Annotated in this window: 15 protein-coding genes; 7 read left to right on the plus strand and 8 right to left on the minus strand. The window is 72.1% G+C overall.

Features of this window, described 5'->3' with window-relative positions; translation table 11 throughout:
- Positions 1–157 precede the first annotated feature (157 nt).
- Both QK440_RS29515 and QK440_RS29520 read right to left on the minus strand, forming a co-directional pair.
- Positions 158–1,738 carry a S8 family serine peptidase gene (locus QK440_RS29515; protein WP_282796284.1) on the minus strand — a complete coding sequence of 527 codons (1,581 nt, stop codon included), beginning with the start codon at positions 1,736–1,738 and terminating at the stop codon, positions 158–160.
- 14 nt (positions 1,739–1,752) lie between these two features.
- Positions 1,753–3,345: a S8 family serine peptidase gene (locus QK440_RS29520; protein WP_282796285.1), complete on the minus strand. Its 1,593-nt coding sequence runs from the start codon at positions 3,343–3,345 to the stop codon at positions 1,753–1,755.
- Between the two features lie 504 nt (positions 3,346–3,849).
- Between QK440_RS29520 and QK440_RS29525 the strand changes: the two genes are divergently transcribed.
- The 3 genes from QK440_RS29525 to moaA all read left to right on the plus strand — a co-directional run bounded on the left by QK440_RS29525 (position 3,850) and on the right by moaA (position 7,021).
- Positions 3,850–4,218 carry a DUF485 domain-containing protein gene (locus QK440_RS29525; RefSeq protein WP_282796313.1) on the plus strand — a complete coding sequence of 123 codons (369 nt, stop codon included), beginning with the start codon at positions 3,850–3,852 and terminating at the stop codon, positions 4,216–4,218.
- Positions 4,215–5,858, plus strand: coding sequence for a cation acetate symporter (locus QK440_RS29530; protein WP_282796286.1), 1,644 nt, complete (start codon positions 4,215–4,217; stop codon positions 5,856–5,858). Before QK440_RS29525 ends, QK440_RS29530 begins: the two co-directional genes overlap by 4 nt.
- A gap of 161 nt (positions 5,859–6,019) precedes the next feature.
- The gene (gene moaA, locus QK440_RS29535) at positions 6,020–7,021 is read left to right on the plus strand and encodes a GTP 3',8-cyclase MoaA (protein WP_282796287.1); all 1,002 of its coding nucleotides are present in this window, start codon (positions 6,020–6,022) and stop codon (positions 7,019–7,021) included.
- Between the two features lie 13 nt (positions 7,022–7,034).
- Here moaA and QK440_RS29540 read toward each other — a convergent pair whose 3' ends face one another.
- Positions 7,035–7,253 (minus strand): hypothetical protein, encoded by a 219-nt coding sequence (locus QK440_RS29540; protein WP_190138115.1) that lies wholly within the window; start codon positions 7,251–7,253, stop codon positions 7,035–7,037.
- 178 nt (positions 7,254–7,431) lie between these two features.
- Entirely contained in the window at positions 7,432–7,821 is a 390-nt protein-coding gene (locus QK440_RS29545) for a DUF3099 domain-containing protein (protein ID WP_282796288.1), read from the minus strand.
- Positions 7,822–8,036: 215 nt separating this feature from the next.
- Here QK440_RS29545 and QK440_RS29550 point away from each other — a divergent pair, with 215 nt between their 5' ends.
- Complete coding sequence (locus QK440_RS29550; protein WP_190138117.1) at positions 8,037–8,318, plus strand: GlsB/YeaQ/YmgE family stress response membrane protein; 282 nt, start codon at positions 8,037–8,039, stop codon at positions 8,316–8,318.
- 240 nt (positions 8,319–8,558) lie between these two features.
- On the opposite strand, the gene tyrS is transcribed toward QK440_RS29550, so the two are convergent.
- The 3 genes from tyrS to QK440_RS29565 form a co-directional block, all read right to left on the minus strand.
- Positions 8,559–9,824, minus strand: a complete 1,266-nt coding sequence (gene tyrS / locus QK440_RS29555; RefSeq protein ID WP_282796289.1) for a tyrosine--tRNA ligase — start codon at positions 9,822–9,824, stop codon at positions 8,559–8,561.
- 87 nt (positions 9,825–9,911) lie between these two features.
- Positions 9,912–11,315, minus strand: coding sequence for a metallopeptidase TldD-related protein (locus tag QK440_RS29560; RefSeq protein ID WP_282796290.1), 1,404 nt, complete (start codon positions 11,313–11,315; stop codon positions 9,912–9,914).
- Positions 11,312–12,835: a TldD/PmbA family protein gene (locus tag QK440_RS29565; protein WP_282796314.1), complete on the minus strand. Its 1,524-nt coding sequence runs from the start codon at positions 12,833–12,835 to the stop codon at positions 11,312–11,314. The genes QK440_RS29560 and QK440_RS29565 overlap by 4 nt, the downstream gene beginning before the upstream one ends.
- Before the next feature lie 243 nt (positions 12,836–13,078).
- On the opposite strand from QK440_RS29565, the gene fabG reads away from it, so the two are divergent.
- The 3 genes from fabG (at position 13,079) to QK440_RS29580 (ending at position 15,154) form a co-directional block, all read left to right on the plus strand.
- Positions 13,079–13,798, plus strand: a complete 720-nt coding sequence (gene fabG / locus QK440_RS29570) for a 3-oxoacyl-[acyl-carrier-protein] reductase (protein ID WP_282796291.1) — start codon at positions 13,079–13,081, stop codon at positions 13,796–13,798.
- Positions 13,799–13,802: 4 nt separating this feature from the next.
- Entirely contained in the window at positions 13,803–14,576 is a 774-nt protein-coding gene (gene fabI / locus QK440_RS29575; RefSeq protein WP_282796292.1) for an enoyl-ACP reductase FabI, read from the plus strand.
- Between the two features lie 191 nt (positions 14,577–14,767).
- A complete protein-coding gene (locus QK440_RS29580; RefSeq protein ID WP_282796293.1) occupies positions 14,768–15,154 on the plus strand; it encodes a hypothetical protein in 387 nt (128 codons plus the stop codon).
- 77 nt (positions 15,155–15,231) lie between these two features.
- Here the strand turns inward: QK440_RS29580 and QK440_RS29585 are convergent, their stop codons facing one another.
- The gene (locus QK440_RS29585) at positions 15,232–15,915 is read right to left on the minus strand and encodes a FadR/GntR family transcriptional regulator (RefSeq protein ID WP_282796294.1); all 684 of its coding nucleotides are present in this window, start codon (positions 15,913–15,915) and stop codon (positions 15,232–15,234) included.
- Positions 15,916–16,049 lie beyond the last annotated feature (134 nt).

The following is a 16,049-nucleotide window of genomic DNA, read 5'->3' on the forward strand; positions in this document are numbered from 1 at the left end:
CGCCCCCCCCGGCCGCCCGGGGGGGGGGGGTTCGGGGGGGTTTTTTGGCCCCTCCGTGGGGGCCCCGCGGCGGGGGGGGGGGGGGGGGCCCCCCCCCCCCCCCCCCCCGGCCGCCGCGCGCGGCGGCCGTGTGCGCTCCCGAGATGTGCCGCTTCGGCTACTTCCGCACGGCGTCCAGGGCGTCGATCATGCCCACGCCGTAGAAGCCGTTGCGGTTCTTGCCGCCCTCGCACACCGCGTCGACCTTGCCGTCCCCGTCGAAGTCGTACGGGTTCGTGCACGGCACCGCGTCGGCCTGCCGGTACAGCAGGGCCTTCACCCGGGCCGCGGAGGCCTTCGGGTGCGACGACTTGATCAGCGCGGCCACGCCCGCGGCGTGCGGCGACGCCATCGACGTCCCCGCCTTGTAGCCGAACGTGCCGCCCGGCAGGGTCGACAGGATCAGCCCGCTGGTGGCGGGCGGCCGCGGCTTCTGGTACGCCGTCGCGTCGCCGCCGGGGGCGGTGATGTCGATGACGCCCTTGCCGTAGTTGGAGAACGACGACTTCAGGCCCTTGGCGCCGGTGGACGACACCGTCACGACGCCCGGGAGCTGCGACGGCAGGTCGAAGCAGTCCGCGGTCGAGATGGTGCGCTGTACCGGCGTCGTGTCGTTCGGGCTCGTCTTGTCGACGAGGGTCTCCTGGGCGAGGTCCGTCTTGGCGTTGCCCGCCGCCGCCACGTTCACCGCCCCCTTGCGCTCGGCGTACCGGGAGGCACGGCCGACCGCGTCGACCAGGGCCCGCTGGTCGGGGTCCGTACGGCAGTTGAACAGCCACGGGTCGGTGTAGTAGCTGCTGTTGGTGACGTCCACGCCGTGCTCGGCCGCCCACACGAAGCCGCAGACCACGGCCTCCGTGTAGTACAGGCCGGTGGCCGGCTCGGCCACCTTCAGGCTGGCGACCTTCACACCGGGTGCCACGCCGGTGATCCCGGTGCCGTTCTTCGCGGCGGCGATCGTGCCCGCCACGTGCATGCCGTGGTCGCTCTCCTTGGGCACCGGCCGCCACGCGCGGCCCTTCTGCGTGGGCACCCCGCCCAGACAGCTCGCGGACGCCTTCCTGTCGAAGTTCGGCGCGATGTCCGGGTGGGTGTCGTCGACCCCGGAGTCCAGGACGGCGACGGTCACCTTCGGGCTGCCGAGCGACACCTTGTGCGCCCGGTCCGCCTTGACGGCGGGCAGGTCCCACTGGAGCGGCTCCAGCTCGTCCTGGCCGCGCGCCGCCGTGCCCGCGGCGGCCGCCGCCTCCCGCGCGGACAGCGGACGCGCCTCCTCGACGGCGTCGTCGGCCTGCGCGGACAGCGGCGCGGTGCGCGTGGCACCCGCCGACTGGACGCCCTTGGCCTTGCGGATGGTCCTGGCGAAGTCCGGGTTCGCCGAGTGGACGACGATCACGCCGATCTGGTCGTACGCGATGACGACCTTGCCGCCCGCCTTGGCGACGGCCTTCTTGACGTGCTGGGATATCCAGCCGCCGTAGCTCTTGCGGACGTTGACGACGTAGCTCATCGACGCGCCGTCGGCCGCGGCGGCCGCCACGGCCGGCCCGGACGGCCCGGCGGCGGCCGGCCCGGCGGCCGGCGGCGCGTCGGGCTGCGCCGCGGCCGTGCCCGGCAGGAACGCGAGCGCGGACACCACGGCCACGCCGAGCGGAAGAGCGAGCACGCGGCGGCCGAGCGGTGCGGTGGGCCTGGTCACGTCGGTGCTCCCCCTCACTTCTTCTTGACCGCGTCGAGGGCGTCGACGATCCCGTAGCCGTAGAAGCCGTTGCGGTTCGCGCCGCCCTCGCACACGGCGTCGACCTTGCCGTCGCCGTCCGGGTCGTACGGCTTCGTCGGGCAGCCGGGGTTGTCCGCCTGCTTCTTCAGCAGCTTCTGGAGCTGCGCGGGGCCCGCCTTCGGGTGCGTGGACTTCAGCAGCGCGGCCACGCCCGCGGCGTGCGGCGCCGCCATGGAGGTGCCCTGGAGCCAGGCGTACTCGCCGCCCGGCATCGTGGAGAGGATGCCGCCGTCCTTCGACGGGGTGTCCGTGGGCTTCTGGTAGCGGCGGTCGCCGCCGGGGGCCGCGACGTCGACGACGCCGTTGCCGTACGTGGAGTAGTACGACTTGGCCTTGTACACACCGGTCGCGCTGACCGTGACGACGCCCGGGAGCTGGGTCGGCACGTCCAGGCACGTGTGCGGGTCGATGGTGCGGGTCACCGGCGTCGAGTCGTCGGGGCTCGTGGTGTCGACGATGGCGTCCGCGTCCAGGTCGTGGTTGGAGTTCCCCGCGGAGGCCAGGTGCAGGGTGCCCTTGCGCTGGGCGTAGAGCTGCGCGCGGTTGACCGCGTCGACGATGGCCCGCTGGTCCGGGTCGTCCTTGCAGTTGTACAGCCACGGGTCCACGTAGTAGCTGTTGTTGGTGATCTCGATGCCGTGGTCGGCGGCGAACACGAAGGCGCACACGACGCTCTCCGGGTAGAACAGCTCGCTGACCGGGTCGGCCACCTTGATGCCCGCGACCTTGACGCCGGGGGCGACCCCGGCGACGCCTATGCCGTTGCGGGCGGCGGCTATCTCGCCCGCCACGTGCGTGCCGTGGTAGTGCTCCTTCTTCGCCGGCCGCCAGGCACCGAGCGAGGTGTCGGCCTTGCCGCCCACGCAGTTCGCCGACTGCTTCGCCGAGAAGCTGGGCGCGAGGTCGGGGTGGGTGTCGTCCACGCCGGTGTCGATGACGCCGACGGTGACCTTCCCGCTGCCGGGGTTGAGCTTCGCCGCCTTGTCGGCGCCGATGGCCCGCAGGTCCCACTGGTCGGCCTCCAGGGGCTCCTGGGCGGGCGCGTCCTTCGCGCCGGACGCGGCCTGCCGCTGGAGGGCCCTGGCCCTGTCCTTCGACAGGAACGTCGGCGCGCCCTCCTCGGTCGTCCCGGCCGCCGTGAGCGGCGCCGTGCGCGTCGCGCCCGCGGACTGCACCCCGCGCACCTTCCGCAGCTCCTTGCCGAAGTCGGGGTTGGCCGAGTGCGCGACGATCACCCCGATCTTCGCGTAGGTGGCGACGACGGTGCCGTCGGCCTTCGCGATCGCCTTCTTCACGGCCGCGATGGTCCTGCCGTCGGTCCGGGTGTTGACGACGTCCGCCAGCTTGCCCGCGGCGGGCGCCGCGGCCGCCCGGCCGGGGCCGGCGGGCGCGTCGGCCGGGGCCGCCGTCGCGGCGCCCGGCGCGAACCCGACCGTGGCGGCGAGGGCGACGCCGAGCGGCAGGGCGAGGGCGAGACGTCTGGTGCGGGAGGAACCTGACGTGCGCGAGGAGCGCAGATGAGCCATGGGGTCTCCACATCATCCGGATACGGAACTGCCCGAACACTGCGGGTGCTCGGGCAGACACATGAGGGGTAATGCCAGGTGCATGACTGGTTGTGCAGGGGTGAAGCTATCCCCAGGACTCCCGGGCCAGCAATGACTTCGTGAAGAAAGCGGGGAAAGCGGCCTTTCGAGCCGCTCCTGGCGCGCCGCCGCGACGTTGAACAGCGGACGGAACCAACATCAACCCCCTGTCGGATCACGTCCCCTGGGCTTAGCATCACCAACCGCGGCCCACGTGATCCGCGTCACGCCCGGCACCTCGCGGCGCGACGCCACGCGTCACGCCACGGCACGCACAGAGAGCACGCAGAGCGCATGGACCGCACCGCTTCCGACCCGTCCCCCCCCACACCGCCCGCCGCCGCCGCCACCCCCGACCCGTCCACCGCCACCCCCGCCCCGTACGCCGCCACCACCACTCCCGACCCGACCGTCCCCACCACCCCCGCCCCACGAGGAGACTCCGTGGCCCCCGACGCACCGCCGCCCCCGAAGGACGGCGCAGAACCCGTGCCCCCGGCCCCCTCCGCGCAGGAGTACGTCGCGGTGCAGCAGAGCCCGGAGTTCGCCGAACTGCGGGCCGCCCACCGCTCGTTCGCGTTCCCGCTCACGGTCGCGTTCATCGCCTGGTACCTCGGCTACGTCCTGCTGTCGAACTACGCCGGCGGCTTCATGGGCACCAAGCTGTTCGGCAACATCAACGTCGCGTTCGTATTCGGCCTGGCCCAGTTCCTCACCACCTTCCTCATCGCCTGGTGGTACGCGCGCCACGCCGCCGCCAAGCTCGACCCGCGGGCCGAGGCCATCAAGTCCCGGATGGAGGGCGGCGCATGAGCACCCCGGCCCTCGCCGACGCCCACGCCACCGTGCTCGCCGCCAACGAGGCGAGCGAGCACCGGCCGCTGATCATCACGCTGTTCGCGGTCTTCGTCGTCGCCACCCTCGTCATCACCGTGTGGGCCGGCCGCCAGACCAAGAGCGCCGCCGACTTCTACGCCGGCGGACGGCAGTTCACCGGCTTCCAGAACGGCCTCGCCGTGTCCGGCGACTACATGTCCGCCGCGTCCTTCCTCGGCATCGCCGGCGCCATCGCCCTCTTCGGCTACGACGGCTTCCTGTACTCCATCGGCTTCCTGGTCGCCTGGCTGGTCGCGCTGCTCCTCGTCGCCGAACCGCTGCGCAACTCCGGCCGCTACACCATGGGCGACGTCCTCGCCTTCCGGATGCGCCAGCGCCCCGTGCGCACCGCCGCGGGCACCTCCACCATCGTCGTGTCGATCTTCTACCTGCTCGCGCAGATGGCGGGCGCGGGCGTCCTGGTCTCGCTGCTCCTCGGCATCACCAGCGACGGCGGCAAGGTCGCCATCGTCGCGCTCGTCGGCGTCCTGATGATCGTGTACGTCACCATCGGCGGCATGAAGGGCACCACCTGGGTCCAGATGGTCAAGGCCGTCCTGCTCATCGCGGGCGCGCTGCTCCTCACCTTCCTGGTGCTGCTGAAGTTCGACTTCAACATCTCCGACCTGCTCGGCGCGGCCGCCGAGAAGAGCGGCAAGGGCACGCCGTTCCTGGAGCCCGGCCTCAAGTACGGCGCCACCGCGACGTCCAAGCTGGACTTCATCTCCCTCGGCATCGCCCTGGTGCTCGGCACCGCGGGCCTGCCGCACATCCTCATCCGCTTCTACACGGTGCCCACCGCCAAGGCCGCGCGGAAGTCCGTGAACTGGGCCATCGGCATCATCGGCGCCTTCTACCTGATGACGATCGCGCTCGGCTTCGGCGCCGCCGCGCTCATCTCCCCGAAGGAGATCACCGACTCCAACCCGGCGGGCAACACGGCCGCGCCCCTGCTCGCCCTCCATCTCGGCGGCCTCGACTCCAACTGGGGCGCCATCCTGCTCGCCACCATCTCCGCGGTCGCCTTCGCCACGATCCTCGCCGTCGTCGCGGGCCTGACCCTCGCCTCGTCCTCGTCGTTCGCGCACGACATCTACGCGAACGTCATCAAGCGGGGCAAGGCCGGCGAGAAGGAGGAGGTCCGCGCCGCCCGCTGGGCCACCGTCTTCATCGGCATCGTCTCCATCGCCCTCGGCGCGCTCGCCCGCGACCTGAACGTGGCCGGCCTGGTCGCCCTCGCCTTCGCCGTCGCCGCGTCCGCGAACCTGCCGACCATCCTCTACAGCCTGTTCTGGAAGCGGTTCACCACCCAGGGCGCGCTGTGGTCCATCTACGGCGGCCTCACCACGGCCGTCGTCCTCGTCCTGTTCTCCCCGGTGGTCTCCGGCAACGAGAAGACCTCCATGTTCAAGGGCGTCGACTTCCACTGGTTCCCGCTGGAGAACCCCGGCCTCATCTCCATCCCGGTGGGCTTCCTGCTCGGCTGGCTCGGCACCCTGCTGTCCAAGGAGGAGCCCGACAAGGAGAAGTACGCCCAGCTCGAGGTGCGTTCCCTGACGGGCACCGGGGCGCACTGACCCCACCCGTACCGCGCGGCCGCGTCGTAGGGATCTACGACGCGGCCGTGTCCGTCCTGTGGAAATGGTCTCTGTCGGTGTCAGTGGCGTCACGTAGGCTCAGGAGTCGAAGGGGCGTACGACGCGACGCACCACCGATCCGGACCGGGGAGGGGGCCCACGTGCTCATCGACACGTACGGCCGCGTGGCCACCGATCTGCGGGTTTCACTGACCGACCGGTGCAACCTGCGGTGCACGTACTGCATGCCGGAGGAAGGCCTGCAGTGGCTGGCCAAGCCCGACCTGCTCACCGACGACGAGATCGTCCGCCTCGTCCGTATCGCCGTCACCCGCCTCGGCGTCGAGGAGGTCCGCTTCACCGGCGGCGAGCCGCTGCTCCGCCCCGGCCTGGTCTCCATCGTCGAGCGCTGCGCCGCCCTGGAGCCGCGCCCCCGGCTCTCCCTGACGACGAACGGCATCGGCCTCAAGCGCACCGCGTCGGCCCTGAAGGCCGCGGGCCTGGACCGGGTCAACGTCTCGCTGGACACGCTGCGCCCGGACGTCTTCAAGACCCTCACCCGCCGGGACCGCCACCGCGACGTCCTCGACGGCCTCACGGCGGCCCGCGCGGCGGGCCTCACCCCGGTCAAGGTCAACACGGTCCTGATGCCGGGGCTGAACGACGACGAGGCCCCGGACCTGCTGGCCTGGGCCGTCGAGAACGACTACGAACTGCGCTTCATCGAGCAGATGCCCCTGGACGCCCAGCACGGCTGGAAGCGCGAGGGCATGATCACCGCCGGTGACATCCTCGCCTCGCTGCGCACCCGCTTCGACCTCACCGCGGAGGGCACCGACGAGCGCGGCTCCGCGCCCGCCGAGCGCTGGCTGGTCGACGGCGGCCCGCACCGCGTCGGCGTGATCGCCTCCGTCACCCGCCCCTTCTGCTCGGCCTGCGACCGCACCCGGCTCACCGCCGACGGCCAGGTCCGCACCTGCCTGTTCGCCACGGAGGAGACCGACCTGCGCGCGGCCCTGCGCGCCGAGGGCGAAGCCGCCGCCACGGACGACGAGGTCGCCCGCCTGTGGAAGCGCGCGATGTGGGGCAAGAAGGCGGGATCCGGTCTGGACGACCCGGCCTTCCTCCAGCCCGCCCGCCCGATGTCGGCGATCGGCGGCTGAGGCGCGGCGCGGCTCAGGAGCCCTGTGCGGCGTCCCAGGCGTCGAGCGTGACGACGTCCTTGAGGAATCCCCGCACCCCCAGGAACTGGGACAGGTGCTCGCGGTGCTCCTCGCAGGCCAGCCAGGTCTTGCGCCGCTCCGGCGTGTGCAGCTTCGGATTGTTCCAGGCCAGCACCCACACGGCGGCCGCGCGACAGCCCTTGGCGGAGCAGACGGGGGTTTCGTCGGTCACGTATTCATCCCAAACACGGCGACGCCGAGCAGCCACGGGGGGAGCTGCCCGGCGTCGGTCTGTCGCTCCGACGGGGGATGCGGAGCGCGTACGAAGTATGTCACGGGTCACCGGCCACCCGGCACCGGAACTCCATGATTGATCTGAGCTTTTCTTGAGCTTGGCGGAACGTCGTCGGTCAGCCCTGGTCCCGCGACGGTGCCGTCGGCTGCTCGCGGAACGCGCCGGCGGGGCCCTCCGGGGCCGGTTCCGCGCTCCGCTCGTGCGGTGGCGCGGCGGCCAGCGCGGGCCGCGACGGTGCCGGTACGAACGTTGACGGCAGCGAGGGAGCGTTCTCACGGCCCGCGTTGGCGATCACCACCGCGACGTACGGCAGGAGCACGCCGAGCACCAGCGCGACGAGCGCGACGTGCCGTTCCACGTTCCAGAGCACCGCGGCGGCAATGACCGAAACAGTGCGCACGGACATCGAGATCACATACCGCCGCTGCCGTCCCCGCACGTCGTCCGCGAGGCCCTGCCTGGCCCCTGTGATCCGGAAGACCTGGGCGCCGTTCTGCTTCCGCATCACTCTCCACCGCCTGCCCGTCCATGCCAGGCCCTCCCCGGCCTGGACCCTTCCCCACGGTACGCCGCACCTGCGCAGTCGCGTAGACCGGGTCCGGCCTCGCGCCGCCCCTCCCGGTGCGCCGCGTCACGTAGGGACCCGCCCGACATGCGCCGTACGGCGGATGGGCCGAAACTGATCGTAATGCTCATGTCGGGCCGTCTGAGGAGGCAGCTATGGGCTGGTTGTGGGCGATCATCGTGGGCTTCGTGCTGGGTCTGCTAGCCAAGGCGATCCTGCCGGGCAAGCAGCACAGCCCACTGTGGCTGACGACCGTGTTCGGCATCATCGGTGGCGTGATCGGCAACTCGCTCGCCGCCGGGTTCGGAATCGACGAGACCAAGGGCATCGACTGGGGCCGGCACGCGTTGCAGCTCGCCGCGGCCGTGGTCGTCGTGGCCATCGGCGACATGCTGTACACGGCGGTCAAGGGGAAGAAACAAGTCCGCAGGACGTGAGCCGTCCGCCGTCACACGGGTGTCTTGAGGCAGCGGTGCCCCCACCGGCACAGGCTTCCTGACACACGGGTGCCCCTGACACGCAGGCGCCCTTGACCTACGGGTGCCCCTGGCACACGGGTGAGGGGCCGGTCCACCCGGACCGGCCCCTCATGCGTGCGGGCCCCGGCGTCATGCGTACAGGGCTGGGCTCATGCCCGCGGGCCCCTCATGCGCGCGTGGCCGCCCGACCGTGGCGGGTCAGCCGGTGACCTCCACCGCCGCCAGGTTCTTCTTGCCGCGGCGCAGCACCAGCCACCGCCCGTGCAGCAGGTCCTCGCGGGCCGGGACGGCGTCCTCGGCGGTGACCTTGGCGTTGTTCACGTAGGCGCCGCCCTCCTTGACCGTGCGCCGGGCGGCCGACTTGCTCGCCACCAGGCCGACCTCCGCGAACAGGTCCACGACCGGGCCGGGCTCGGCCACCCGGACGTGCGGCAGCTCACCGAGCGCCGCGGCCAGCGTGGCCGCGTCCAGGTCGGCCAGCTCGCCCTGGCCGAACAGCGCCTTCGACGCGGCGATCACGGCCGCGCACTGGTCGGCGCCGTGCACCAGGGTCGTCAGCTCCTCGGCGAGCGCGCGCTGCGCGGCCCGCGCCTGCGGGCGCTCCTCGGTCTGCCGCTCGAGCTCCTCCAGCTCCTCGCGCGGCTTGAAGGAGAGGATGCGCAGGTAGCGGGTGACGTCCCGGTCGTCCACGTTCAGCCAGAACTGGTAGAACGCGTACGGCGTGGTCATCTCCGGGTCCAGCCAGACGGCGCCGCCCTCGGTCTTGCCGAACTTGGTGCCGTCCGCCTTGGTCATCAGCGGCGTGGCGACGGCGTGCACCGTCGCCTCCGGCTCCAGGCGGTGGATCAGGTCGATGCCCGCCGTGAGGTTGCCCCACTGGTCGGAGCCGCCGGTCTGGAGCACGCAGCCGTGGCGCCGGTACAGCTCCAGGAAGTCCATGCCCTGCAGGAGCTGGTAGCTGAACTCGGTGTAGCTGATGCCCTCCTGCGACTCCAGGCGGCGGGCCACGGACTCCTTGGTGAGCATCTTGTTCACCCGGAAGTGCTTGCCGATGTCCCGCAGGAACTCGATCGCGGTCATGCCCGCGGTCCAGTCCAGGTTGTTCACCATCACCGCGGCGTTCTCGCCCTCGAAGGACAGGAACGGCTCGATCTGCGACCGCAGCCGGGTCACCCAGTTCGCGACCGTCTCCGGGTCGTTCAGGGTCCGCTCGGCCGTCGGCCGCGGGTCGCCGATCTGGCCGGTGGCGCCGCCCACCAGGGCCAGCGGGCGGTGGCCCGCCTGCTGGAGGCGGCGCACGGTCAGGACCTGCACCAGATGCCCGACGTGCAGGCTGGCCGCGGTCGGGTCGAAGCCGCAATAGAACGTGACGGGACCGTCCGCGAGCGCCTTGCGCAGTGCTTCTTCGTCGGTGGACTGGGAGAAGAGCCCCCGCCACTTCAGCTCGTCGACGATGTCCGTCACGGTCTCGTGTCTCCTTGGGAAAATCATGTCGGCCGGGCGAGGGGCACCGGCAGCGCCCCGCGCACCGACCAGGTGCAGTGTCCGAGGTTATACGCCCCGGCTGACCGAACTCATATTGAAATCCGGCACCCGCAGCGCGGGCATGGCCGCCCGGGTGAAGTAGTCGCCCCACTCGCGCGGCAGCGTCGCCTCCGTGCGGCCCGCCTCGGTGGCCCGCGCCAGCAGGTCCACGGGCGACTCGTTGAACCGGAAGTTGTTCACCTCGCCGACCACCTCGCCGTTCTCCACCAGGTACACGCCGTCCCTGGTCAGCCCCGTGAGCAGCAGCGTCGCCGGGTCGACCTCGCGGATGTACCACAGGCACGTCAGCAGCAGGCCCCGCTCGGTGGCCGCGACCATCTCGTCCAGACCGCGGCCGGAGCCGCCCTCCAGGACGAGGTTGTCGATCGCCGGGGCCACCGGCAGGCCCGTCAGGGCGGCGCTGTGCCGGGTCGTGATCAGGCGCTTCAGCTCGCCGTCGCGCATCCAGTCGGTGGGGCCCAGCGGCAGGCCGTTGTCGAAGGCCGAGGCGTCGTCGCCCGAGGCGTGCGCCAGCACGAAGGGCGCCGCCTCCAGGCCCGGCTCCATCGGGTCGCTGCGCAGCGTCAGGGGCAGCTCCGCGAGCCGCTCCCCGACGCGGGTGCCGCCGCCCGGCTTGGAGAAGACCGTACGACCCTCCGCCGCGTCCCGGGCCGCCGACGACCAGAGCTGGTAGATCAGCAGGTCCGCGACCGCGGTCGGCGGCAGCAGCGTCTCGTACCGCCCCGCGGGCAGGTCCACGCGCCGCTTCGCCCAGGCCAGGCGCCGGGCGAGGTCCTCGTCGAGCGCGCCCGGGTCCACGTCCCCGAAGTCCCGCGTCGCGCGGCCCGCCCACGCCGAGCGGGTGCGGTCCGGGGACTTCGCGTTCAGCTCCAGCGTGCCGGTCGGCTGGTCGTGGCGCAGCCTCAGCCCCGTCGACGTGCCCAGGTAGCTGGTGGTCAGCTCGTGGTGGGCGAAGCCGTACAGCTCCCGGCCGCCCGCGCGGGCACGGGCGAAGGCCTCGCCGAGGGCGGGCGCGAAGTCCGCGAAGACCGCCGAGGACGTCTCGGCGGGCGCGTCCGTGAAGTCCGGCGCGGCCGGGGCGCCCGTCACCAGGGGCTGCGCGTCCTCGGCGGGCCCGGCCGCGCGGGCGGCGGCCTCGGCGGCCCGCACCAGCGGCTCCAGGTCGTCGGCGGTGACCGCCGAGCGGGACACCACGCCCGCCGCGGTGCCCCGGGACCCCTCGACGGTCGCGATCACCGTGAGGGTCCGGCCCCGGGTGACGCCGTTGGTGGTCAGCGCGTTGCCCGCCCAGCGCAGGTTCGCCGTGGACCGCTCGTCGGCGATCACCACGCAGCCGTCGGTGGTGGACAGCTCCAGGGCCCGCTCGACGATCTCGTGCGGCTTGGTCGTACCGTGCGTCCGCGCGCTCATCGCCCGGCCTCCTGCGTCGTGTTGAGGATGGTGACGCCCTGGAAGAGGGCGGAGGGGCAGCCGTGGGAGACCGCGGCGATCTGGCCGGGCTGGGCCTTGCCGCAGTTGAAGGCGCCGCCCAGGACGTACGTCTCCGGGCCGCCGACGGCCTTCATCGATCCCCAGAAGTCGGTGGTCGTCGCCTGGTAGGCGACGTCGCGGAGCTGCCCGGCGAGCCGCCCGTTCTCGATCCGGTAGAAGCGCTGGCCGGTGAACTGGAAGTTGTACCGCTGCATGTCGATGGACCACGACCGGTCGCCCACCACGTAGATGCCCCGCTCGACGCCGCCGATCAGGTCCTCGGTGGAGGAGCCCGCCGGGTCCGGCCGCAGCGAGACGTTCGCCATGCGCTGCACGGGCACGTGCGCGGGGGAGTCGGCGTACGCGCAGCCGTTGGAGCGCTCGAAGCCGGTGAGCTTCGCGATGCGCCGGTCCAGCTGGTAGCCGACCAGGGTGCCGTCCTTCACCAGGTCCCAGGACTGCGCGGCCACGCCCTCGTCGTCGTACCCGATCGTCGCCAGGCCGTGCTCGGCCGTCCGGTCGCCGGTGACGTTCATCAGCGACGAGCCGTACGCGAGCTTGCCGAGCTGGTCGAACGTCGCGAACGACGTGCCCGCGTACGCCGCCTCGTAGCCGAGGGCGCGGTCGAGCTCCGTGGCGTGGCCGATGGACTCGTGGATCGTCAGCCACAGGTTCGAGGGGTCGACCACCAGGTCGTACCGGCCCGGCTCGACGCTCGGGGCCCGCATCTTCTCGGCCAACTGGTCGGGGATGCGCGCCAGCTCGGCGTCCCAGTCCCAGCCGGTGCCGGTCAGGTACTCCCAGCCGCGGCCGACCGGCGGCGCGAGGGTCCGCATCGAGTCGAACTCGCCACTCGCCTCGTCCACGGCGTGCGCCGTGAGCTGCGGGTGCAGCCGCACGCGCTGCTGCGTGGTGACCGTGCCCGCGGTGTCGGCGTAGAACTTGTTCTCGTGCACGGTGAGCAGCGAGGCGTCCACGTGCGCGACACCCTCGGCGGCCAGGAGGCGGCCGCTCCACTCCGCGAGCAGCCCCGTCTTCTCCTCGTCCGGCACCGAGAACGGGTCGACCTCGTACGACGACACCCACGTCTTGTCCGCGTGCACCGGCTCGTCCGCGAGCCGCACCCGCTCATCGGACCCGGCCGCCTTGATGACCTGCGCCGACAGCTTCGCCATCGCCACCGCCTGGGACGCGACCCGCGCCGCCGCGTCCATCGTCAGGTCCACGCCGGACGCGAACCCCCAGGCGCCACCGTGCACCACCCGCACCGCGTACCCCAGGTCCGTGGTGTCCAGGGACGCGGCGGGCTTGGCGTCCCGCAGCCGCCAGGAGGCACTGCGCACCCGCTCCAGGCGGAAGTCCGCGTGCTCGGCGCCCAGCGCCCGCGCGCGGGCCAGCGCCGCGTCGGCGAGCGCCCGCAGCGGCAGCGCCGTGAAGGCTGCATCGATGGTATGAGGCACGGACATGTCTCCCTGCTGTCATCGGCGGTCGGCGCGGGTCCGCCGCCGTCGGCTCCGGTCCACGGCCCGACCCGGGCACCGGTCACGTCCGATCATCGCCTGCCGAACGGCCGCTCGGCCATACCTTTCTGTAGGGATCCGACAGCGAGTCATCTGCGCCACTGTCGGTCGCCGATTCTCCGTATCGCGCACAGGACCGATAAGTTCTCGGGTGACCACACCGTCAAGGAGAAGGGTGATCCGTTGAGCCGCTCGGTTCTCGTCACCGGAGGAAACCGGGGCATCGGCCTCGCCATCGCCCGCGCGTTCGCCGACGCCGGCGACCAGGTCGCGATCACCTACCGCTCGGGTGAGCCGCCCAAGGACCTCACCGCGGCCGGTGTCCTCGCCGTCAAGTGCGACATCACCGACGCCGAGCAGGTGGAGCAGGCCTACAAGGAGGTCGAGGAGAAGCACGGTCCCGTCGAGGTCCTCGTCGCGAACGCGGGCATCACCAAGGACCAGCTCCTGATGCGCATGTCGGAGGAGGACTTCACGTCCGTCCTCGACACCAACCTCACCGGCACCTTCCGCGTCGTGAAGCGGGCCAACCGCGGCATGCTGCGCGCCAAGAAGGGCCGCGTCGTCCTGATCTCCTCCGTCGTCGGCCTGCTCGGCTCGGCGGGCCAGGCGAACTACGCCGCATCCAAGGCCGGTCTGGTCGGCTTCGCGCGCTCGCTCGCCCGGGAGCTCGGGTCGCGCAACATCACCTTCAACGTCGTCGCGCCCGGTTTTGTCGACACCGACATGACCCAGGTGCTCACCGAGGAGCAGCGCGCGGGCATCGTGTCCCAGGTGCCGCTCGGCCGCTACGCGCAGCCCGAGGAGATCGCCGCCACCGTGCGCTTCCTCGCCTCGGACGACGCCTCGTACATCACTGGAGCCGTCATCCCGGTTGACGGCGGATTGGGCATGGGTCACTGATCACATGAGCGGAATTCTCGACGGCAAGCGCATCCTGATCACGGGTGTGCTGATGGAGTCCTCCATCGCCTTCCACGCGGCCAAGATCGCGCAGGAGCAGGGTGCCGAGATCATCCTGACCGCCTTCCCGCGGCCCACGCTCACCGAGCGCATCGCGAAGAAGCTGCCCAAGCCCACCAAGGTCATCGAGCTCGACGTGACCAACGAGGAGCACCTCGGGCGCCTGGAGGACGTGGTCCGCGCGGAGCTGGGCGGCCTCGACGGCCTGCTCCACTCCATCGGCTTCGCCCCGCAGGACGCCCTCGGCGGCAACTTCCTGAACACGCCGTTCGAGTCCGTCGCCACGGCCATGCACGTCTCGGCGTACTCCCTGAAGTCGCTGACCATGGCCTGCCTGCCGCTGATGCCCGAGGAGCAGGGCGGCTCGGTCGTCGGCATGACCTTCGACGCGCAGTTCGCCTGGCCGCAGTACGACTGGATGGGCCCGGCCAAGGCCGCCCTGGAGGCCACCAACCGCTACCTGGCGCGCGACCTGGGCCCCCGCAACATCCGCTGCAACCTCATCTCCGCCGGCCCGCTCGGCTCCATGGCCGCCAAGTCCATCCCGGGCTTCGGCGAACTCGCCAAGGTCTGGGACACCCGCTCCCCGCTCGCCTGGGACATGTCCGACCCGGAGCCCGCGGGCCGCGGCGTCGTAGCGCTGCTCTCGGACTTCTTCCCGAAGACCACGGGCGAGATCATCCACGTCGACGGCGGCGTGCACATGATGGGTGCCTGAGCGGGACCCGCACGACGCGGTGCCTGAGCACCCTCCGCACGAGGGGTGCCTGAGCAGCCCCCGCACGACGGGTGCCTGAGGCCCCTTCCGTACGTGCCGACGCCCCGTCCCCGCAGCGCGCGGGGGCGGGGCGTCGCCCGTTCGGCCCGTCCGGCCGGGCGGCGGCGGGCCTGGACCGCTCATCCTGAGGTGTGCGCTGGTCCCCTGGTGCGGCGCTCGCCGCCCTCGCCCTGCTGCTCACCCTGCCGTACGACGCCGTGTCGTACGCCGCCGGTGAGCGGGCGCGGGGAGCCGTCCGCCCGGACCCACGGCCGGTGGGGCAGGACCGGCCGCAGGCGGGGCAGGACCGGCCGTTCGGCGCTGAGTGCCGCAGCAGCGTCGTGGCCTCGCACGTCGTCGCGTACTGCCACAACCCCTACCCCGAGACCGACCGCGTGCGGCTGCACATCGAGTGCGACCGGTGGTGGGACATCGACAGCGACAGCCGCCCGGTCGCGGCCGGACCCGCCATGACGGTGCGGCTCACGGGCCGCTGCTGGAAGGAGGTCCGGGGGGTGTGGATCAGCCACCAGCGGTGAGGGGGCCGGGGCGCGGCCCGGTGCGGGGGCAGCGGGGGCGTCTCAGCCGGTGACGGGCGGGGTCGGCGGGGGCGGTCTCAACCGGTGACGCGCCGCTCCTGGTGGCACAGGTAGGGGTAGCTCGCCGCCTCGGTGGCCGCCGCGTCCGCGTCCTGCGCGCGGATCGCCTCGATCAGCCGGCCGTGGTCCATGTGGGACTCCGGCGTCAGCTCCGTACCGACGTCGACGCGCAGCCAGTCCCGCAGGACCTCGCCCAGGTCCGCGTACAGGGCGATCAGGACGTCGTTGTGGGACGCGGCCACGACCGCCATGTGCAAGGTGGCGTCGGCCGTCACGAACGCCTCCGCGTCCCCCGACTCCCAGGCCTCCTCGCGGCGCGCGAGCAGCGTGTCCAGTTGCCTGAGGTCGCGCGCGGTACGCCGCTCGGCCGCGAGCTTCGCGGCGCTGGACTCCAGCGTGGCCCGCAGCTCCGCGATGTGCCGCGGGTTGGCGTCGGCGAACCTGCGCTGCATCACACCGGCCAGCTCACTGGTCGCGACCACGTACGTGCCCGAGCCCTGCCGGATGTCGAGCAGCCCGTTGTGGGCGAGGGCGCGTACGGCCTCGCGGACCGTGTTCCTGGCCACGCCGAGCTGCTCGACCAGCTCCGGCTCGGTGGGGATGCGCGAGCCGACCGGCCACTCGCCCGACGAGATCTGGTTGCGCAGGGCGGCGATGACCTGCTCGGAGAGCGCGGAGCGGCGCGGGGTGCTCAACGGCATGGCGTTCCTTCGTCAAGGACACTGGGACACTAAGGATTGGACAACCAATCATCCCATGATTCTATGATGGTTCTCATGGTGAGTGAGGAAGACCGGACGACACGCGCGAGGACGACGCCGACGACACCGACGGG

This window comes from Streptomyces sp. CC224B (genome assembly GCF_030010595.1).
Classification (GTDB): Bacteria; Actinomycetota; Actinomycetes; order Streptomycetales; family Streptomycetaceae; genus Streptomyces; species Streptomyces longispororuber.